Here is a 22,388-nt window from a genome sequence, read left to right as displayed (position 1 = left end):
TCTATTTGAAATGAAATTATTATCCTGAAATTGAACAATTAACCATCAAAATAACGATTTATAATATAGCAATAACTGAAGCAAAAATATAGACAAGAATAATCACTATAAAGAAAAAGCTTAGTTAGAAACTGATTAATTTTCTTAAATCTACAATCTAAATAAGCGCATAAAAAATAGAATTATTTACCCATTATTACTTTTTCAATTTAGTTTTTAAATAAATAAGATAGTGTTTTATCCCAGCTAGATATTTTTTTTGTTTAAACATCAGTTTTGAATAAGCGCGAATTGAAGAGGTCTTTTTAGGACTATATAATGGTAAACAATCATTTCGCCATGGTGATTTTTCTAAATAAGAATCAAATAATATAGATCGATAAGGTTCATGCCAAGGTTTATTCTTAGTTATGTAATGAATAAAGACTGTTTCATCGGGAATTTTCGCATCTTCATTACCATTAATTGATAATGCCAATAAATTATTAAATTTTCTTGGTAATATTAGCCTTTTTTCACCGACACAAATATTTAAAACATCTTGATCCGGATATTGATATTTTTCACCACCATTTAATAGTTTCAACGTTTTATCTGTAATTTCATGTTCGCACCAAAGTGGAATGTTAATGAGCATAACACCAGAATTAAAATAAGTTCCTTCAATAACGCTATATTTGGTACATTGAGATTTTTGCATGTATGGTTCGTCAGCAACAGCTGCAAGTAAAATGCCTGTAAGATCGATATTATCAATATCGGATAAGCTATTCGTACATAAAGTATCACTATCAACATAAAGTAACTTATCAGTGGTATTCTTTAGTATCATTGGTGCTATTAGGCGCACACAAGCTGAAAGCGGAAACTGTTCGGTATTTTGCTCATCGACTTTGAACTGATCATTAATAACATATTCAGTTATTGATATATTATTGAATTTAATTTCTCCAAATTTACGTCTATTCTCATCAGAAAGATTATGGGTAAATAGATGAAAATGAATTGGCCTTACAGCATTATTTTCAAAAACAGAGAAAATATTTATACCTGCTGATAACGCATAATTATCATCAAAACATAATAAAATATGTATGACAGATTGATCATTGTCAAAATTATGTGACAGTAATTCATTCCTTTTATTAACAAATCTATCAACTTGAATCACGATTTACATCCTTATCGCTTTTTAAAAGCTTTATGCTTGAGATAAAGTAAATAATATTTGAACGCCGAAAAATATTTTTTTTGACTTACTAACAATTTTGCATAACGTCTTGTAGTTGAAGGCGCATTTTCGTTAGCTAATAATAATTTTTGATTGGCCCATGGCGAAGAAGCAATATAACGTTGATAAAGTGGTGTTAGATATAGCTGATACCATGGTTTATTGCCGGTAACATAATGAATTATAACAGTATCATCACTTAATAAGTTATCTTCATTACCACCAACGGAGAGTGAGGTGAGTTGATTATAATTTTTAGGAAGAAAAAGAGTTTTACCTTGCATTAGTATATTCAAAACGTCTTGATCAGCAAATTTGTAAACTTTGCCGCTATTAATCATTGCGAAAGCTTTTTCTGTTAAGTTATTAGCTACCCACATATCAGTATTAATATAAATCATTCCTGCATTAAAGTATTCACCGTATGGAATATTGCAAGCTGGGCATTGTTTTTCTTGAGTCTTATCTACATCGGCAACTACAGCCGCATATTTGTCAGTTAAATCTTTATTTATTAAATCATCCAGTTTATTTGTACAAAGGATATCACAATCTAAATACAACACTCTTGAAGCTACTTTATTTAGCAGTTGTGGCACAATAAAACGTAAACATGTTGATGCCGAAACATGCAGTACTAAAGTATCAGGATTTATCGAGAAATCATCACTCACTTCATAACAAATTATCGAGGTATTCTTCTGACTAAGTTTATTAAAATTTTCAATTTTTTTATTAGATACTTTATTAGCAAATAAATGAAAAAACAGATTTTTATCGGGGTTATTAATAATAACTGATGACATAGCAATACCCGCTGGCATTGCATAATTATCATCAAAACAGAATGCAATATGCAATGTTTCTTGTGATTCAATAATATGACTAAATAAAGTGGTAATCTTACTAATAAAAAGATTTTCTGTTAACATGTTCTAGTAATACCAAGCATTTGAAATTTAATTTATTGTAGCATAACTAATTATTATAAAAAAATTAACTATCAATTTCATTTTTATTTAACTATTTTGTAATACATAATTAGCCATGATATATTTAAAACATTGTGTTAATGAGTGTTTGAAATGAATAATAGTATTATTAATATTGTATATTGTACAGATTCCAATTATCTAGAACATGTTGGTGTTTCTATTACATCGATCATACTCAATAATAAAAATAATAATATTCATTTTCATATTTTTTTGTATGATGTTTCAGATGAAGAGAAAAACAAGCTAAAAGAAATTAACTCCGCAATTACGCTTTATTCAATTCCAATTGATGAACTAAATAAATACATTGACATTAAGAATGATAAAGTAAAACATATCAATCGTTCAATGTATATTCGCTTATCTGTTCCAAGATTATTACCTGATTATATTGATAAGTTTATTTATTTAGATGCTGATATTTTATGCTTTGGCGATATTTCTCCTGTTTTAAATATCAATATTGATTCGGTAGTTTGTGCGGTAACAGCTGATTCTTTAAATGATGATAATCTTTTAGCAAATGCAAATCGTTTATCGTTAGGAAATAAAAAATACTTTAATTCTGGTTTTTTATATATTAACACCCAGAATTGGAAAAAATTTGACACAGAAAACAAAGCCAACCAAATATTATTATCACTAGAGAATTATAATTTAATCTATCCAGACCAAGATGCTTTGAACATAGTTTTGCAAGAAACTGTTGTGTTCATTGATGTTAAATGGAATTATTTATTTACTTGGATGAATGAAAAAGAAAAAGAATCTTTTTTTCATCATAAAAAATCGTTACCTTATTTTGTGCATTTTACAGGTCCAAGAAAAATATGGTACGCAGAACATAAAGGTTTAGCCCAAGATTTATACATTTTTTATAAACATTTTACACCTTGGAGCGCTGTACTATTGAAATCTTACCAAAGCAAAATGAGACCAGTTGATTATAGGGTATATGCAAAAGATTTTTTCAGAAAAAGAAAATTTCTAAAATGTATTAAATATTATTTAACTTACTTAGTTAAAAAATAGATTAAATAAGAAATTTTAATATCGTAACTTTTTATAATGCTACAACTAAAAAACTAAAATAATTATTTTATGAAGAAACAAAATATACTGATTTTTATATATTTCGCTATTATATTCATCTCATATTATATAATAAACATCAATAATCTAACTAATATTAGTTATACACTCTTATTCTATTTACTTTTATTAGTGATGTTACCAAATTTAAAATGGTTAAGGCTCTCAATATTCATAATAATAAACTTTATTTTAGGATTAGAATTATTCTTTAATTTAAAATACGGTTACATTTCTGAATCACTTTTAAGAACCGCATTAGAAAATGATAAAAATCAAAGCATTACAATGATAATCAACGATTTTCTACCTATTATATTACCTTCAATTCTTTTTTCTTTGATTTACACTTATTTTATATACAACAGAATTAAAATTTCTTTTAAAAATAGCATTTTATATTGGATAATCATTATTATTACTAGTTTTTTCTTATTCAAAAATACAGTTTACTACTATTTAGCTGATAAACGCCATATTGTTGAATTTAATGTTGATCCTTTTTTTTCTTTAAATAAATCTGTACGAGTTAAATATCCTATAATAATAGGTAATTCAACAATAATGCTTATTAGTTACTTAGGTTTTACAGAGAAATACACAAATGTTATTGAACATGAAAAATTTAATGCATCAATTCTTGATTCAAATAATATTATTACTAATAATAAATATAAGCATATTATTTTTATATTGGGAGAATCGGCCTATCGTGCACGACATAGTCTCTATGGTTATAATGTTGACACGACACCTGAGATGAAAAAGATTTTTACTCAAAATAATAGTTGTGTTTTAAACGAAGTGCATTCTCCTTCATCAATAACTCGCGATGCAATTCCCATGCTATTTTCATTTGCAAAACCAAATGATGAAAAACCACTACTTGAAGAAAAAAATATAGTTGAAATGGCTAATATCCAAAATTATAATTCTTCATGGATTTCTAAAAATGGAGAATCAGGGCCACATAGCAGTAAATACTCTATCATAGCAAAATTAAGCAACAATTTTGTTGAAGATCTTAATGATGATTTAGAACTTGCGAATCAATTAGTTAAAACTAATTTTGAAAAAAATGAAAAGAACTTTATTGTTGTTCATCTTGCGGGAAGTCATAAACCATATAATTTGGGATATGATAAATTTGATTTACAGGCATTGCCTCATGCCAATGATTATGATTTAACTATACATCACACCGATCGAGTTATTAAACAAATTTATTCTATTTTACGAGAAAAACTAGATAACTTCATCTTGATATATACTCCAGATCATGGAGAAATCGTCAATTTAGGGCATGGACTTCTGAGGAGATCGGAAAATTTTAGTAACCAATTTGAAATTCCTTTAATGATTTATTCATCATACGATAATTTTCCTTGTGAAGAGATTGAAAAGTACCGAAACTCACAAGGAATGATAAATACCTCAAACCTAGTTTACTTATTAAGTAATCTGTTAGGCTATTCAATAAAAATAGATCCATCTTTTATAAACAATGATTTAATATTGTCTGTCGATGGACAATCTTATGAGTATCAGACAATCATAAACCAATATCAAAACTGATCAATGTCTAACAATTAAAATTATATAATTTAAGTTATATAATTTTAATTGCTGTTTTTTACTAGTTTATTAAATAGATAAAAATAGTAAAATTTAACAGCTGTAAACACTCGACCTCTTTTTAAACAATATTTGGCATAATGTCTTAACCATGATTTTTTTAATGCTTTCGGTCGTTTGGTATTTTTCCAAGGAGATAAATCATAAAATTTTCTAAATAACTTAGAATCAAATGTTTGATACCATGGTTTATAGCCTGTTACGTAATGTAATAACACAGTATAAGGCGCAATTAATTGTTCTTCTTCACAAGAAATACTTATGTGAATTTTAGTATTATATTTAATAGGTAAAAGGATTGTTTGGTTTTCTAATAATATATTCAAAACATCCTGATCTGCAAAACGATAGACATTGCCATCGTTTACCTTGTTTATACATTTGTTGGTTAAATCATTTTTCATCCACTCATCAGTGTTAATTAATAAAACTCCCGAATTAAAATATTTTTCAACATCAATAGAATATAAATTTCTTACTTCATTTTGCATCGGTTTATCGTCAGGAATAACTCCAGCAACATAATTAGATATATCTGTGTTATATAGTTCGGAAATAGATTTCAAGCAAAGAATGTCACTATCAAGATATAAAAATTTTTTAGTCTGAGAATGTAATAAAGCCGGAAGAATAAAACGCGCACAAGAAACCACAGATAAATAACCTAATACCAATGTATTCGGGTTAATGTCAAAGTTATCATTTAAATAATATATTTTAATACTAACGTTGTTTCTAATAAGTTTTTTAAATTTAGTTATATTAACCAAAGATACATTATCAACTAATAGATGAAAACAAAAATTTAAATTGCTATTATTTTCAATTATAGAAGTTATAGTTACCCCTGCTGGCATTGCATAATTATCATCAAATGCAAATGCAATATGCAATATTTCTTTACTGCTATTTTGAGTAAACTCTTCAACTTTACTTATGTATTTATTGAAATTAAACATTTATTACTTCACTTTTTAAAATTTTTATTATTCTAAATAAATACTATAAAAGTGTAAATTTATTTAATCTGTCAAAAGTTATTAAATCTTCATTTTTTTATTTATATAAAGCTTTTACCTATATTTTGTTAACAAACGAATATATAATTAACATAATAGATTATTAACCATAACTTAAATTAGAACGGATTAAATGTTTAACATAAATAACTTTATTGATCAAATTGAACCTATAAGTACTAATCTTGAGCCGCATTTTCCAACTCTTAATATTGCTTTAGGATTTGACAATAATTATGCAATGCCAGCTGGTGTAGCAATATTATCAGTTATTCAAAATACACCAAATTGCAACCTACATTTTCATTTATTTATCGATAATGTGTCACATGTAAACCTTGAAAAGTTTAAAAAGTTCAATTATCCGAATGTATCAATTACGCTGTATTTTTTAAATAACAATTTTGTCATCAATCCCAAAACGTTAGTTTTGCATATTCCGACAGCATCAACCTGCATACGCTTTATTATGCCAAAACTCCTTGTTTCAGTAACTGATAAATTAATATATCTTGATAGCGATATAATTTGTTTAAAATCATTAGCCAAATTAGCGGAATACGATATTGAAAATTATATTGCAGGAGTTATAAGTGATAGCGAAGATATGCAACAAACTATTAGTGAAATGTATGATATTGATTCAACAAGATATTTTAATGCAGGCGTATTACTAATAAATACTACTAAATGGTGTGAAGAAAAGATTTCCGAAAAGGCATTAACTATGATTAATGATGGAAATATTTATAAGTTTGCCGATCAAGATGTTTTAAATATTTTACTGGAAAATAAAACACTGTTACTTCCAATAAAGTTTAATACTAAGATAAAAATTTCAGTCGATGCTCATCAGGAAAAAGAAATCAGACCTTATACTGTTATTTTACATTATATTTCACAAAATAAGCCGTGGTATAAAGTTTATCTTTCTGAAATTTTTAATAATTATTTTAATTTGTCTCCATGGAAAGACGATCAATTACCTTTAAGTGGTAATAGCTCATCTATAAGAAATTATGCTAAATATTTATTTAAACAAAAAGCTTATTTTAAATCTATTTATTACTTTAGTATTTATTTAAAATTTAAGTTATTTCTTAAAAAATAATTATCTATTTAAAATTTTATGATAAATAAAACTGTGCGTCTTACTATTATTATACCTTGTTATAACGTTGAAGATTATATTGAAGATTGTTTGATTTCAGTTACAAAAGATGATACTTATCCTCTAGAAATTATATGTATCGATGATGGTTCTACTGATAATACCTTACTAATATTAGAGCAATATCAATCAAAATTTAGTAATATCAAAATAATTAAACAACCAAATCTCGGTGTCAGTCAAGCCCGAAATAAAGGAGTTGAATGTTCGTCTGGAGACTACATTCTATTCATTGATTCTGATGACATTATAAATCATAATTTACTCAAAGAATTTAGATATTATCTAAAACTTATACCTCAATTAGATTTGTTTTACTTTGATTATACGTCTTTTAAAGATGGAGAAATGATATCTTGTATGACCAATCTTGAAAATAGTAAAACAAAAAACTTCATTTCAGGCGTAGATTTATTAAATCATTTATTAGAAAGGAGAAATTATTCTGGCGTTGTATGGCGATTTATTTTCCACCGAAAATTATTTACTGAAAAATTTATCGAGAAAAACCACGAAGACCACAGCGTCTCACTATCCATTATCTCGAAAGCAAAATTAACTAATTATTATATAAATAAAAATTCTTATTTTCACCGTGTACGTGCTTCTTCATTATCTGAACAATACATTGATGATTCTAATTTGAAAACTTTGAAAAGAGTTTTAGAACACTGTATAACAGAAATTAACACCTTACAATTATCAGATAATGCAAAACGCAATTATATCTGTGCTATGAATATCACTTACTTAGAATCACTGTTGAGATCTGATAAAACATTTCAAAAACAAATTAAAAATGAAATTATAAAAGAACTCGGTTTACTTAAACTAATGATACGAGTCTACAATAGTAAAAAATGTAATCCTATAAGAAATATTTTCTACATTTTAAAATTTGTAAAGAAAAATCCTTGCACATTCACTGCAAAAAAAATATTACTAAAATGCGCTATAACCAAAAAATATCCTTATATGAATATTGAAAAAGACTACAAATACTACTCATCCCTAAATAAATTCTAAAAACCTATTTAGAGTTATGATTAAAAATTAGTAAACCATTATTCATTAAAATTACTTTTATACAATTTTGTATATGCACCATCTTTATTTAATAATTCGGTATGAGTACCTTGTTCGATAATAGTTCCATCACCTATCACTAATATTTTATCAGCATTTTCAATAGTAGATAATCGATGAGCTATAACTAAAGAAGTTCTTCCTTTTTGTAATTCATCTAACGCTTTCTGTATTGTCTTTTCAGACTCAGTATCTAATGCTGAAGTGGCTTCATCTAAAATAAGAATCGGATTATCTCTTAAAAGCGCTCGAGCAATAGCTATACGTTGACGTTGACCTCCTGATAATAAAACCCCATTTTCACCAACTACTGTATCGAAACCTTTATCAAATTGTTTTATAAAATCATAAGCGTTTGCTTTTTTTGCTGCTTCCTCTATTTGCTCTTGAGAAAACTCACCAATTTTTCCATATGCTATATTGTTTGCAATAGTATCATTAAACAAATGTACGTTTTGGGAAACTAAGCCAATTTGGTTTCTCAAACAAAATAATGTATATTCACAAATATCAACTCCATCTATAGAGATTTCACCATCTGTAATTTCATAAAAACGCGTTAATAAATTTGCAATTGTTGTTTTTCCAGATCCTGATCTCCCAACTAAAGCGACGGTTTTGCCTGCAGGTACAGTAAAACTAATATTATTTAATGCTAAATCATCCCGAGTTTCATATTTAAATGAAACATTCTTAAAAATAATATCTCCTTTAACTCTATTCACATTTAAACTACCATTATCCTTTTCAATAGGTTGTTCAAGTATAGAAAACAGTGTTTGACAAGCTGCCATGCCTTTTTGAAATCCTGCATTAACACTTGTTAAACTTTTTATGGGTTGCATCAAAGCTACCAAAGAAGAGAAGACGACAGTAAATTCACCTGGTGTGATATTCAAATCTGGATTACTAGCAGTTAATAGTACAAAAGCAATTGCAAAAGAAATGACAACTTGAACAATAGGCGTTGATAAAGCGGAAATAGAGACTAATCGCATGCTATCTCGGCGAAATTTGTTACTCACTTTTTCAAAATTTTTAACTTCTTCTTCTTGAGCTCCAAATACAATTATTTCTCTATGCCCTTTTAACATCTGTTCAACCGACATCGTCACATTCCCCATTGAATTTTGCATATTTTTGGCTAAGCGACGAAATCTTATTGATATAAATGATATAAGAGCTATTACTATCGGAGTAATGATAATCAAAGACAAAGATAATTGCCAACTATTGTAAAACATTGTGTAGAATAGACCACAAATAAAAGCTGTTTCGCGGATTATTGTTATTAATGCGTCTGACGAGGATGCTGCAACCTGATCAGTGTCATAAGTAATACGAGACAATAATCGACCAGTTGAATTTTGATCATAATAGCTAACCGGAGCTTCAACAAAATGACTAAATAACCTTTGTCGAATTTTCATCACAATCTTTCCGGAAATTAGTGATAATAATACAGAATAACCATAGTTTGCAATTCCACGCAATAATACTAGCCCAAAAATATAAAAAGGCGCCATTAATAAAAAATTTTGGTCATTCATTGAAAAACCACGATCTAATAATGGTCGTAATAAGGCGATTAATGAGGTGTCAGCAAATGCGCTAGCAATCAATAAAATAATGGAAAAAGATAAGACCAACTTATGTTCCATAATTAATGGACATAATTTTAAAAAGGTTTTCCATGTAGAATAATCTTTATCTATATCATTAATATACTTCTGATTATTTTGTCGATTCATACTGTTCATTATCTATTCTATTTGCCTTAACTATTAAATTGCATTTTATGCATTTGTGCATAAATCCCATTTAATTTTATCAATGCCTCATGATTACCATCTTCTATTACTTTTCCATCATCAATAACTAGAATACGATCTGCTTTTTCAATTGTAGACAAACGGTGAGCAATGATGATTGATGTTCTATTTTTCTGAAGTACTTCTAACGCTTTTTGTATAAGTTTTTCTGACTCATTATCTAGTGCAGAAGTAGCTTCATCAAAAATTAATATTGGATTATCACGTAACAAAACACGAGCTATTGCAATTCTCTGCCTTTGTCCACCAGATAATAAGATACCATTATCACCTATTTCTGTGTTTATTCCATGTTCTAACTTATTAATAAATTCAATAGCATTTGCTTGTTTAGCCGCTCTTAAAATATCATCTTCACTATGAAGTTCTTTTTCACCGTATGCAATATTTTCAGCAATAGTACCATTAAATAAATGAACATTTTGAGATACATAACCAATTTGCTTTCGTAATGATTTTAAAGTGTATTGTTGAATATTTATAGAGTCTATTAAAATTTCACCTTTAGAGATATCATAAAAACGTGGCAATAAGCTTGCAATTGTCGATTTACCTGCCCCTGAACGACCTACAAGAGCTATAGTTTGACCCGCATCTATTTTTAAACAGAAGTTATTAAGTGCTGGAGTATTTCGTGTAGGATAAGTATAAGTGACATTTTTGAACTCAATATTTCCTTTTACTCGATCAACAACAATAGTTCCATTATCATGCTCTAATGGGGAATTAAGAAGTTCAAATAGTGATTCACAAGCAACCGCACCTTTCTGAAGCTCAACATGTAAACTAGTTAATTCTCGTAATGGGCGCATTACAGCAACCATTGCAGAAAAAACTACAGTAAATGAACCTGGTGTAATATCTAAATTTTGACTAGCTACTAAATAAAGTATGAAACCTAACCCAGTTGTTGCAATCAATTGGATTAACGGTGTTGATAATCTTGAAACTATTTCTATTTTCAACATTCCACTTCGAACTTTATCCGTTATAATATTAAAGTTACGTTTTTCATATTCTTTTGCATTAAAAATCAAAACTTCTTTATGCCCTTTTAACATTTCATCACTAGCGACTGTTATTTGTCCCATTCCAGCTTGCATTGAAGCAATGGTATGTCTAAATTTTTTGGCTATGAATTGAGCTATAAAAATAATCAATGGAACTAAAATAATTAATACTGAAGCTAATTTCCAACTACCATATAACATAACAATACATAAACCGACTGCATAAGTTATTTCACGAATGAGTATTATCAAAGCGTCGGAAGAGGCTTTCGATAACATTTGAGTATTGAAAGTAATAACAGAAACAAGATCTCCTATGGATTGCTTATCATGGAAACTAATAGGGCTTTTAATCAAATGATGAAATATCATCTGCCTAAATTTAGTCACAACTTTTCCTGATAACCACGAAAGACAGTATGTCGAAATATAATTAGATAACCCCCTAAGTAATATTAATCCAACAATTGTAATTGCAATAAGAATCAAAAGAGAATAATTTTTATCCATTAATCCATTGTCAAGTAATGGCTTAGTAAGTGATATTAATGTAGCATCTGTTGCTGCATTCAATAACAGTCCAAAAACGGCCACAAATAATGCTTTTTTAAAAGGTTTAATGAATGGCCATAGTTTTTTTAAAGTAGTAATTGAGTTTAATTTTTGAGGCATAATAGAATATTAAAATAGTAAATTATCAACAATTATACACTATTATAAGACTTTCTCGTTAATTTTATTCTATTGAGATTATAGAATAAAAAACAAATATTTATTTATAATCTTATGCATATTAGCTATATATATTTGAATTATTTTTTTATTTTTATCTTGATTCCTAGAAAACATAGAATATAAAACTTATCAGCATCCCAAATTCCAAATAAACGTTGCCTTTTATTTAAAAACAATTGATTTATTTTACTTATATTATGATAGTTTTTATTATACATAGAGTTTATAAAATCATTATCAGGAAAATAAGACGTTAAATTAAAGAGATTAACTATTCTAGTTGCTTGATTTAAAGCTAATATTCTATCTTTGTTAGGTACACGACGCATCGATTCTAACAACTTATGTTGAAACAAATCAATTAAAACAGGTTTGAATTTATCAAACAATTGCCAACGATCAACAAATTGCATTAAATATTCAAAACATAACAATGAATCTAACTCATGAGAAGTTACACTATACTTATGATTTTTTTCCGTATGGCTCATTATAGATCCATCTCTTATAAGATAGTTATAAAATTTATCGTTAATAAAATATGCAGCATTACACAATAATCCATAAGACCAAAAAAAAGGATTATCTTCATACCAAAGTCCGTCAGGGAAATAAATATTATGCTGTCTAATGATTGAAAGCTTATAGATTTTATTCCATACACAAACGTCCATATTTCTCATAACATCATTAGATAATTTAACAATACCTTTATATTTGTGTTCAAAATAACGCTCATCTTGAATTCGATTACAATTGTTTTCAATTATTAGCTTAGTCGAAAAGTAAATTAAATCAACTTCCGGTTGATTGAAGTGACAAATCGTTTTCTCATAAGTATCTAATTCAATAAAATCGTCTGAATCGACAAAAGTAATGTATTTTCCTTTAGCATTTTCAATACCCACATTTCTAGCAGACGACAAACCTCCATTTTCCTTATTAAGGATTCTTATTCTAGTATCAATTTCTGTATATTTTTTTAAAATAGAAAGAGAATTATCTGTTGAGCCATCGTTAACGCAAATAATTTCAATATTTTTGAAAGTTTGATGTATAACACTATTTAAACATTTGTTTAGATATTTTTCAGTATTATATACAGGAATGATTACAGATAAAATCGGTTGCATTAAAATTCGGCCTTAATTGTTTTTTTATTAACATTTAAAAAAATTGTTAAAATCGAGAAAGAATAAATCATTCTGATTTTTTTGAAAACATTTCCATTTTTATAATTTTTTTTTGTAATTTATAAACTTTATTCTTCACAAGACAATAAGGAAATAAATTTAATATATAAAAAAATACAACCCGTTTTATATATTTAAATTTTGAATATTGAGTTAACTTCTTTTCTTCAATAAATTCAGTTTTAATAACATCAAAATCAGGACCATGTTTAAAATTAATTGGATTTATATTTATTCCTTTTTTCCTCCAGAAATTAGCCCACCAAACTTCCATACAATAAAAATCTCCAGATTGTATATTATCCTCAAAGTCAGTATACAATGATGACGCATTATTAATAGTATTCGGACTACCAAAAAAAACTAAATCTGAACCGGCCAGAAAGTGAGGATCTTCAATCATATTTCCACGACCGAATGGATTAAAACCATGAAAAATGGTATTCTGAGGGATTGGTAACTGAAAATCTAAATAACAACTTAAAAATGAATCAATTCTAAATGTTTTTTTGAAAAAAATATCTGGTCTGGTTACTATCACCCAATCATATCTAATACTATTTTCAGTTTCAAATTGATTACGTAATTTATTAGCCATATAAATGGTATAAGAATTATTTAAACATCCTTTTTTAGCTCTAGGAAATTGACCGATTTTTTCAACTAATACTTCATCTATATATTCTAATTGAGGTTCAATAAGTATTTTTTTAGGTTGATAAAGTTTATTGACTAATAAAAGTTTCTCGTTAGTTAGCCTTTCTTGCGTTAAGACATTCCCATCGACATTACGATAATTGATAGTTGAATGCTCTAACTCATCCCAAGTATGAATGAAAATATCTATTTGGTAACCATCTTGTATGTTTTTTTCTAATAAATTCTTTCTAAATGAATCAAATGTATATTCAAAAGTTCTCAAATGCCCAAATAGTTGAATTGCAATTCTTTTTAAATTAGCCATTAAAACAATCTCTGATATTATTTATATATGTTTATTATTTTTTTCTACAAATAAATGCTAAAATCTTCCTTAAAAAAGATCTTTTTTTTCTAATCTTTTCCATCTTTGAAATAACATTTTCTACCAATTCAAATAAATCTCCATAAGTTCTAATATTTAATTCTTGTTGAATTGATGATAATTTGGAAAAGCTATTGTTAGATTGAGATGGTATATCTATTTTATTTAGATCAAAAAAATTGATATTGTAACCCCAATAACAATTTAAAGATGCTCGTAAGATATTAGAATTATTGAAAGAAAAATCTGAAACTTCATTTGTATTTTTGAATATTGATTTCAAAATATTTTGCCAAAACACAGGAGAAAAATATTTATTGTTTACGAGAATAAATTTTGATGATTCAAAATCATCATTTTCATCACAATAATCAATATATTTATGACTTATATAGTATACTTTCTTATCGAAAAATTCAGCTTCACTTAATACTCCAGAAGACAATCCAGATATTGCAGAAATATTTTGATTAGACATTAAATTATAAATATTTTCATTAATTACAATTAATTTACTATATTTTTCTAATAATTCTATTTCATGTTTATTATTATTCGAAAAAGGATGAGGTTTATAATAAATGCAGTCATAATTAGAAAAAATATCCGAAAGAGTATCTTTATAATCCGCCAAACAGACCATTTTTCCATCTTTTATTAAAGAACTATCTACTGAAGTCTGCCCTACATACAATATTGAATTAGGGATTATGTCAATTGAGTTTCGCCTATTATAATAAGCTTTCATATAATTTGCTAAAATATACAAATCGCTTCTTGGTAATTTGTACTGTCTTATAGTTTTACTAATTTCTAAATTATTAGTTTTAAAAGAAAAAATTAGATCCTCTGCAAATCTAAAAGAAGATTCAAATAGATTAATATAAATGATATCTAATTCATTTAAAATCTCTAAAAATGCAAAATTTGCATGATGAATAATCAAAATATATCCTGAGAATTTTCTCTTAATATATAATATTGCTTGCTTTGTCCATTCTTCTTTATCAGAAAGTGTTATCCATGATTCTTCAGAAAGTGGGAGATTATTTAACTCATAAAGGTAATCTCTATCGATTAACGAATGAGGCTCTCCTGTGACTAAAATAGGATCTAAGTTTGTAGCTAATTTTATTTGATAATTAAATAAATTATATATCCACTGTGTTGTAGATTTGAAATAATATGGATTGTAATTATCACCGATTCTAAGAAAGTCAGAGGTGATAACTATTCCTCTAATGTAATTTTTATCGCAATACTTTCTGTAATTATAAGTGAAGAGATCATAATCCCAAATACCTAATTCCCCAAGTTGATAAGTTGCTTTTGAGGTAGTCAAATCAGGCTCAATCATAGAACGGATTCCATGATGTTCAAAGTTTAAAAAAATGTAATTATTGGATAAAGCGATTTCAGATTGCTCAATGTTTACTGGGTTCCAATCAGAACAATCATCAAATTTAAGGTTTTTGAAATATCTTTTAAACGCTGAAAAACAATAATATTGATCACTTAAAAATCTTTTTTTATTAGATTGAATAATATTTTTTTCAGGATAATTGAATTTATAATCAAAAAAGTCTTCTTCAACTAATGGTGTATCATCAAAATAGATTTTTAAATCACTGGTATAACCAAAAAGCCAAGAATGTGAAGGATAAAATAAAACTGGATGCAAAATATTATTTGAAAAAGAATTAGAACAATTGCTTGGAATAAGTATTCGGTGATCAAATAATTTATAATGTTCATTTCTTTCTGGAAAACAATCAAAATATTTTAAAAACTCACTACTATCTAATAGTAAATCTGTTCGAAACTTTAAACAAAATTTACGTGTAGCCTTTTTTAAACCATTCTTAATTAGAAGTAATTCGCCATTAATATTTTCTAACCAATTGTGATTTGTTCTAATAAGATCATCAGGATACTCATTTAGTACTAAAATAGAATAATCCAAATTATCAACATTAGCATCTTCCCATACTGATAATATGATCTCAGCATAAGGAAAATGTTTTCTTAAGCTTTTGATAGAAGCATTTGTTATATGCTCAATAACAGGCCCTTCTATAACAATTGATAGATTATCATAATTTATTTCCGTCATCATCATCCTAATGTTTTTCTTTTTCAAGTATGTTTATTATTTTCTTTCTAATCTGATTTCTTTTATTTTTGTTTTTATTTCCGTAAAAAGGCATAGCTACAATGTTTGAAATCAGCTTGTTTAGTTTTTTTAATCTAAATTTTTTTGTTTTATCGCTTTTCTGTAATAAACCAAATTTTATAGCAGTTTTTATTAGACGTATCCTTTCAGGATCTTTTTTAGGTATTATAACTTGTTCATCAACATATTTGCCGTATAGTTTCAGCCATTCAATATGAGTAATACATGTCATGAAATCATTTAAAATAAAATCATTAAACTTTTTTGGAGCTATAAGATTTAATTGATTCCAATTATAAAATACAAAATTAGATACAAAGTACTTTTCTGTTTCTTCAACTACAGTATCATTAAGATCTGATTGATCGGAAAAATTAACTGTTTTAAAATTTTTCCGTAAACATTTTATAAATAGGTATTGTTCTGGTACATACCTATTATACTTAATTCCATTTATTGTAAGGTAATAAGCTTCATCCTCATTCATTAGTGGAATTTGATATAAATTTAGTAAATCTTTTTTCAAACCCAAAAAAGCAATATCTGAAGGATGAAAAACATATCGAGAACACTTTGGATTCCGAGAAAAGTAACTACAGGCAATAATTTTATTAGTAAATACTTTATAATCAACAAGACTATTTTCATACTTATTTACTAAATTTAGAAAATTATTTCCATTTATCTGAAAATCAGAACGTAACTTCAAAACCCATTCATTAGAAGCAACTTTTAAGCCGGCAAATGTTGAAAGAATTTGACGGTTAATATTATTAACTTTATCATTTTCATTTAACGAGTAATAAAAAAAACCCGGATCCTCACTCAATACTAATTTATCATAATCTAATCCATTAACATTACAAGAGTTCCAAGTTGAAAGTATTATCTCAGCATTAGGAAGATAACGACGGATACTCTTCAAACATTTTGGAGTAAGGGAAGTATTAATTGCACCTTGTACAACCACTGAAACTGCATGATCAAAAATTCCCATATTAAAACCAACTTATTTAATCTAATAAAAATTTGTCATTGTTTAAACCTGGATATTTTACTACAACATTAACTGTACCATCTTCTAAACATTCAAAATCTGTAGATTCGTTTGGTTCCATAACAATAATATCTCCAGCCCCATATTCAATACCGTTCATTCTAACTTTCCCCGAAATAATAACAGTATATTCAGTAGCCACTTTATGATAATGTTTAGCTTCGTAATCACCTTTTGCATATCTTTTTACGGCAATTTCGAATTCATTTGTTTTGAAAAGAGATGGTTCAAAATTACCTATGAACCATCCTTTTAACATATCATCAAGTTTTGCTACTTTCATTATTTACTTTCCTTAACATCCATTAATTCTGTAATATATTGAGCTAATTGCATTTCTGTTTTTAAAGAATGGAATTTTTCATTTGTAAGTTTGTAGATCGAAACTTTTTTTTGTTTCAATATCATTTCATTTAAAGTTTGACTTAAATAAAACGCTCCATTAATTAAGTTATCCTTCCGAATTACATTTTTAGCACATTCAACAAAGTCAGCACCTCTTTTGTAATAATAGAATGAGACCAATGCATTTTTACTTATAGGTTTTTTTTCTGAGACTTCTATTACTAAGTCATTTTCATCAAGCTTAGCAAAAGAATATCTTGGGTGAACAGAGTTAAAAGATACAACACCTGCATCACTTTTATTTTCCCTGAAAAAGTTTAAAATATTTTCACTTGAAACTTCTATAAAATCATCAACTGCCAATAATATTAGTTCTTCTTCATTATTTATATATTCAATTCCAAGCAGAGCGGTACAGACCGCCCCCATTGTTTTATCATTTATAATGATAATTTCACTATCAGGCACCAATTGTTTAATAACCGAATCTACTTGAAAATTTTTTATATCTTCATCTTTAATACAAAATAGAAATTTTCTTGGATTTAATCCTCGACAGTAATCAATTTGTTTCTCAATTATCAACTTTTCATTAATTTCTGTTAAGTAAAGAGGGTATTGCTCTCTATTTTTTTCAAAATTTTGCCCACCCATTAAAAAAATGATTTGCATTAGTTATATCCCTCTTCAATTTCTAAAATTCGTTTTTTAATATTATCATAATTGACTTCATCAACTGTTTTAACTACTAACACGTTAGCACCGGAAGCAACAGCGGCTTTAATACCATTTTCATTATCTTCAACTATCAAACAGTCTTCTGGTTTGATATTCATTTTAGACATCGCAGTCAAATAAATTTCGGGATCTGGTTTAGCATTCTTAACATCTTGATTACTTAGCATAAAATCAAAATAATCTGTCAATTTTGCATAATCCATCATCATTTCTATAGTCATTCTTATAGAGTTCGAGCCAACTGCAAGCCTATATCCTTCCGATTTTAATTTTGACAATGCATATTCATGATTAAAACGAGGACGGCATAAGTTTTGGATCATTGATACAGTATATTGTTGCTTCATTTCATTTATGAATTTATGAAGCTGTGAAGGTAAACCTTTTTCTAAAGTTAATTTTTGTAACTTCATTGATGTCGGTAAACCATCATAACTGGTTAAATGTTCAAATCTGCTTATTTCATAACCAAATAAATTTAAAGCCCGATTTAAAGCTTCATAGTGCCAATCTTTAGCTTCAATCAATACTCCATCCATGTCAAATAAAACAGCTTTAATTTTCATTGAAATACTCCCTCGCTTTTTCAGGAAAATCTGTGCAAATCAATAAATTATCACTATGCAAAAACTTACTCTTTTTAATAATAGACCACTGATTCAAATTTTCTCTTTTATGTAATTCAGCTGAAACTAAGCAAACTTTTTTACCCTGTCCCAAAAGATTATCTATGACAGACCAATCATACCAATCAGAATTAAAGCAATCCAGCCAGACACCTTCACATTCAGACAACAAAACTGGCTGAATTAATAAATCATTTAAACCTGTAAAGACTTTTAGTTTATTTTTTAAGTGACAAACCATATCTGGTATAGACATATCAAAAGTGAAATAATTAGTATGATTATATTTTTCTAATTTACTTTTAATTTTTTCATATAAACCATCGGCTTTAATGTTTAAAGCAAGCGGTAAATTTCTCCCTTTCATAATGACTAATAGTTCTTCAAAAGTTCGTTCATTACCTTTAGGCATATCATGAGCAATAACTATTTCACCGTTATAATCTCTCAAATCTGTCTCTGTCCCAAAGCCCATATTGAAACTTCGCTCAAAAGCTTCGAAAGAATTTCTTTCTTGTAAAGTTTTCCAATATCCTCTATGTGAAAGAACAATCATATTTTTACCCGTTGAGAAATTGGATGATTTATAAAGAAATCAAGATCCTTTGGTATTCCTAGACCATACATACCATTGTATTCTTCACCAATTCCATAAATGCCTATTTTTTTACCTTCTTTGATTAAGTAATTATAACATGGGCAAGTATAAAACTCGTTATTTACTCTAATATTATCTTTAATCATTTGTTCAGCTGCTCTAACCAAATCTTTTCCTTTCGAGAAATTGAAAATACCGACTGTTGCATCATCTGAAATAACTTTCTTTTCCGCTGTTTCAATAACAAAACCATCACTATTGGTTTTTGCATACGACCATTTTGGATCTTGTGATTTCATCGTCATAATCAAACCATCCAAATTTCGCGAAAATATAACATCCAAATATTCATTAATATCAAAATCGATATATTGATCCGCATTAGCATTCATTAAGGGTTCATCATTATCGAAAAATTTTTTCGCTAACAAAGCAGTACATACTTGACCTTCGGTAATACCATTTATACCTATAATTTCTACATTCTTAGCATATGATTTTAATTTAGGTATTAAATCATACTGATCTATATGTTGTTGTTGGCAAATAAAAATAAAACGGTGATCGCAAGATGGAGTTAAATTGTCAACTACCACTTTAATCATAGGCACATCATGAATAGGAATGAACGGTTTTGGTATAGAATACCCAGCATCTGCAAATCGACTTCCTCTACCAGCCATAGGCAATACAATGTTTAACATGTCATACTCTTTTTCGTAAATTAAAATTAAGTAATAGTAAAATTACATATTATCAAAAAATATTATTAATTTCCTGTTATTTTCTTTCTAATTTTTTTCCTTAATTTTTTATTATTTTTACCAAAAATAAAAAAAGTAATAAATTTTGCAATAATTTTCAATAATTTATAATATTTTAGAACCAAGTTTAATTTAATCCTTTCAAAATCAAATCCTACAAATTTGTTTGGTTTCTGGATAACATGTTTATAATATAGCTTCTTCCATTCAATATAAGTAATACAAGAAAAGTGATCTAATTCTCTATATAGTTTTAACTTTTTAGGCGGTTTTAAATTAAAAAAGCGCCATTCTAAAAAAATAAAATTTGAAGTAAAATACTTTTCAGTAAGCTTTATTTGTTTTTTTGTAATAGGAAATTGATTACTGAAAGATACATTTACACCTTTTTTTCTTAAAAAACTTATAAAAATATATTGTTCAGGTGCGTATTTTCTTTGCCATTCACCATTTTCAAATATATAAAATTCATCCGATTTTGGCATTAAGTTGATATCAAATAAATCGAGCAAATCTAATTTCAAACCAAAAAAAGCGATATCTGAAGGATGGTAAGCTAAATTAATTTTCTTGGGGTTACGTGAAAAATAGCTACACGCTAAAACTTTATGTTTAAATAACGCAAAATTAGGATCAGTTAAATTATATCTATCAAAAAAATTTAAAAATGTGTTTCCAGTTAACAGAAAATCCGTTCGCAATTTCATTACATATTTAGTTTTAGCCGCCTTAATCCCATTTAGACTTGAAAGAATCAATCTATTTACATTATTACATTTAGCCTTATTTAAATTGGTGTGATTAAACCCTCCGGGATCTTGATTGAGTACCAGCTGATCAAATTCCAATCCGGTTATTTCAGAACCATTCCAAGTAGACAATATAATTTTAGAATTGGGTAGAAATTTTCTAATGCTTAATAGTGTAAGCTTCGTAATATCAGGATGAATAACACCCTGTACAACAACAGAAATATTTTCAAATTTTATCATATTTTGATTATTCATAAGTTATGATTAAACATTTATATTATTAATAATTGTCTTATATAGTTTTAGATTATATATCTGAGAAGAATTTAATAGTCCTTATCAGTCCAGAATCTAGCCTTTCCTTAGGCTTCCAACCTAATTGCCGAATTTTGGATGAATCTATAGCATATCTGAAATCATGACCAGGTCTATCAGAAACAAACCTAATTAATTCTTTATAACACCCAATTCCTTCTTGTTGTATTGGTAAATATGTATCAAGAATAGAACATATTTTTGTAACTATATCAAGATTATTGATTTCATTATTGGCTCCAATATTATACGTTTCACCAATTTTACCATTCATTAAGATAAAATATAAAGCACTTGCAGTATCTTCTACATAAATCCAATCGCGAATTTGTAAACCTTTACCATAGATTTGAATTGGTTTACCTGCTATAGCATTAGTTATAGTTGATGGTATTAATTTTTCTTCATGTTGATAAGGTCCATAATTATTAGTACTATGAGTTATAATAGTTGGTATACCATAAGTACGACACCATGCAGAAACAAGATGGTCACTTGACGCTTTAGATGCCGAATAAGGGCTACTTGGTGCATAACATGAATATTCATTAAAAGCTATATCACAAGCTTTCAATTCACCATATACCTCATCGGTAGAAACATGAATAAAACGAAAATTATTTCTAATCTCTTTAGATGAATGAATCAAATAATTTCTGATAACTTCAAGTAATGTAAAAGTGCCCAAAATATTGTTTTTTATAAAAATTGATGGACAAACTATCGAACGGTCAACATGACTTTCTGCAGCTAAGTGAATCACTGCATTCGGGTGATGCAACTTAAATACACGATCTAAATCTTGATGACTACAAATATCAACTTTTTCAAAAATATATTTTTCACTATACGAAATATTTTCGAGCGCTTTGGGATTAGCTGCATAAGTCAATTTATCAATATTTATAACATAATGTGGAGTATGTTTAATAATATATCGAACTACTGCAGAGCCAATAAAACCCGCACCACCAGTAACTAAAATCTTCATGGG

The 22,388-nt window shown here is 27.4% G+C and carries 20 protein-coding genes; 4 read left to right on the top strand and 16 right to left on the bottom strand.

From position 1 onward, the window contains the following. Window positions 1-196 precede the first annotated feature (196 nt). Window positions 197-1,171 carry a glycosyltransferase family 8 protein gene (locus DKK79_RS04390; protein ID WP_110423000.1) on the bottom strand — a complete coding sequence of 325 codons (975 nt, stop codon included), beginning with the start codon at window positions 1,169-1,171 and terminating at the stop codon, window positions 197-199. Window positions 1,172-1,182: 11 nt separating this feature from the next. Then, a complete protein-coding gene (locus tag DKK79_RS04385; protein WP_110422999.1) occupies window positions 1,183-2,163 on the bottom strand; it encodes a glycosyltransferase family 8 protein in 981 nt (326 codons plus the stop codon). A 153-nt stretch (window positions 2,164-2,316) separates the two neighbouring features. On the opposite strand from DKK79_RS04385, the gene DKK79_RS04380 reads away from it, so the two are divergent. Together DKK79_RS04380 and DKK79_RS04375 are read left to right on the top strand one after the other, a co-directional pair. Beyond that, window positions 2,317-3,261, top strand: coding sequence for a glycosyltransferase family 8 protein (locus tag DKK79_RS04380; RefSeq protein WP_110422998.1), 945 nt, complete (start codon window positions 2,317-2,319; stop codon window positions 3,259-3,261). A 69-nt stretch (window positions 3,262-3,330) separates the two neighbouring features. Continuing rightward, window positions 3,331-4,896: a phosphoethanolamine transferase gene (locus DKK79_RS04375; protein ID WP_110422997.1), complete on the top strand. Its 1,566-nt coding sequence runs from the start codon at window positions 3,331-3,333 to the stop codon at window positions 4,894-4,896. Window positions 4,897-4,940: 44 nt separating this feature from the next. Here the strand turns inward: DKK79_RS04375 and DKK79_RS04370 are convergent, their stop codons facing one another. Further along, window positions 4,941-5,915, bottom strand: a complete 975-nt coding sequence (locus DKK79_RS04370; RefSeq protein WP_110422996.1) for a glycosyltransferase family 8 protein — start codon at window positions 5,913-5,915, stop codon at window positions 4,941-4,943. Between the two features lie 193 nt (window positions 5,916-6,108). Here DKK79_RS04370 and DKK79_RS04365 point away from each other — a divergent pair, with 193 nt between their 5' ends. Continuing rightward, window positions 6,109-7,086 (top strand): glycosyltransferase family 8 protein, encoded by a 978-nt coding sequence (locus DKK79_RS04365; protein ID WP_110422995.1) that lies wholly within the window; start codon window positions 6,109-6,111, stop codon window positions 7,084-7,086. 18 nt (window positions 7,087-7,104) lie between these two features. Further along, a complete protein-coding gene (locus DKK79_RS04360; RefSeq protein ID WP_110422994.1) occupies window positions 7,105-8,172 on the top strand; it encodes a glycosyltransferase family 2 protein in 1,068 nt (355 codons plus the stop codon). 38 nt (window positions 8,173-8,210) lie between these two features. Here DKK79_RS04360 and msbA (DKK79_RS04355) read toward each other — a convergent pair whose 3' ends face one another. From msbA (DKK79_RS04355) to rfbB, 13 genes are all read right to left on the bottom strand, one after another. Beyond that, window positions 8,211-9,983, bottom strand: a complete 1,773-nt coding sequence (gene msbA, locus DKK79_RS04355; protein WP_181415242.1) for a lipid A ABC transporter ATP-binding protein/permease MsbA — start codon at window positions 9,981-9,983, stop codon at window positions 8,211-8,213. A gap of 26 nt (window positions 9,984-10,009) precedes the next feature. Then, a complete protein-coding gene (gene msbA, locus DKK79_RS04350; protein WP_110422992.1) occupies window positions 10,010-11,746 on the bottom strand; it encodes a lipid A export permease/ATP-binding protein MsbA in 1,737 nt (578 codons plus the stop codon). A 140-nt stretch (window positions 11,747-11,886) separates the two neighbouring features. Then, window positions 11,887-12,942 carry a glycosyltransferase gene (locus tag DKK79_RS04345; protein ID WP_110422991.1) on the bottom strand — a complete coding sequence of 352 codons (1,056 nt, stop codon included), beginning with the start codon at window positions 12,940-12,942 and terminating at the stop codon, window positions 11,887-11,889. Between the two features lie 67 nt (window positions 12,943-13,009). Beyond that, window positions 13,010-13,966, bottom strand: a complete 957-nt coding sequence (locus DKK79_RS04340; protein ID WP_110422990.1) for a DUF7796 domain-containing protein — start codon at window positions 13,964-13,966, stop codon at window positions 13,010-13,012. 34 nt (window positions 13,967-14,000) lie between these two features. Beyond that, a complete protein-coding gene (locus DKK79_RS04335; RefSeq protein WP_181415227.1) occupies window positions 14,001-16,139 on the bottom strand; it encodes a WavE lipopolysaccharide synthesis family protein in 2,139 nt (712 codons plus the stop codon). Between the two features lie 7 nt (window positions 16,140-16,146). Further along, a complete protein-coding gene (locus DKK79_RS04330; RefSeq protein WP_110422988.1) occupies window positions 16,147-17,196 on the bottom strand; it encodes a WavE lipopolysaccharide synthesis family protein in 1,050 nt (349 codons plus the stop codon). A gap of 16 nt (window positions 17,197-17,212) precedes the next feature. Further along, window positions 17,213-17,539, bottom strand: coding sequence for a cupin domain-containing protein (locus DKK79_RS04325; RefSeq protein ID WP_110422987.1), 327 nt, complete (start codon window positions 17,537-17,539; stop codon window positions 17,213-17,215). Next, window positions 17,539-18,273, bottom strand: coding sequence for a glycosyltransferase family 2 protein (locus DKK79_RS04320; protein WP_110422986.1), 735 nt, complete (start codon window positions 18,271-18,273; stop codon window positions 17,539-17,541). The genes DKK79_RS04325 and DKK79_RS04320 overlap by 1 nt, the downstream gene beginning before the upstream one ends. Further along, window positions 18,273-18,905 (bottom strand): HAD family hydrolase, encoded by a 633-nt coding sequence (locus DKK79_RS04315; RefSeq protein WP_110422985.1) that lies wholly within the window; start codon window positions 18,903-18,905, stop codon window positions 18,273-18,275. The genes DKK79_RS04320 and DKK79_RS04315 overlap by 1 nt, the downstream gene beginning before the upstream one ends. Beyond that, the gene (locus DKK79_RS04310; protein ID WP_110422984.1) at window positions 18,895-19,521 is read right to left on the bottom strand and encodes a phosphodiesterase; all 627 of its coding nucleotides are present in this window, start codon (window positions 19,519-19,521) and stop codon (window positions 18,895-18,897) included. The genes DKK79_RS04315 and DKK79_RS04310 overlap by 11 nt, the downstream gene beginning before the upstream one ends. Further along, complete coding sequence (locus tag DKK79_RS04305) at window positions 19,518-20,267, bottom strand: glycosyltransferase family 2 protein (RefSeq protein ID WP_110422983.1); 750 nt, start codon at window positions 20,265-20,267, stop codon at window positions 19,518-19,520. Before DKK79_RS04305 ends, DKK79_RS04310 begins: the two co-directional genes overlap by 4 nt. Before the next feature lie 65 nt (window positions 20,268-20,332). After that, the gene (locus DKK79_RS04300) at window positions 20,333-21,334 is read right to left on the bottom strand and encodes a WavE lipopolysaccharide synthesis family protein (protein WP_110422982.1); all 1,002 of its coding nucleotides are present in this window, start codon (window positions 21,332-21,334) and stop codon (window positions 20,333-20,335) included. Window positions 21,335-21,386: 52 nt separating this feature from the next. Continuing rightward, window positions 21,387-22,385 carry a dTDP-glucose 4,6-dehydratase gene (rfbB, locus tag DKK79_RS04295; RefSeq protein ID WP_110422981.1) on the bottom strand — a complete coding sequence of 333 codons (999 nt, stop codon included), beginning with the start codon at window positions 22,383-22,385 and terminating at the stop codon, window positions 21,387-21,389. Between the last annotated feature and the right edge of the window lie 3 nt (window positions 22,386-22,388).

Origin of the sequence: Gilliamella apicola (genome assembly GCF_003202915.1) — a bacterium.
GTDB lineage: Bacteria > Pseudomonadota > Gammaproteobacteria > Enterobacterales > Orbaceae > Gilliamella > Gilliamella apicola_Q.
This window is presented reverse-complemented; position numbering and strand designations above follow the sequence as displayed.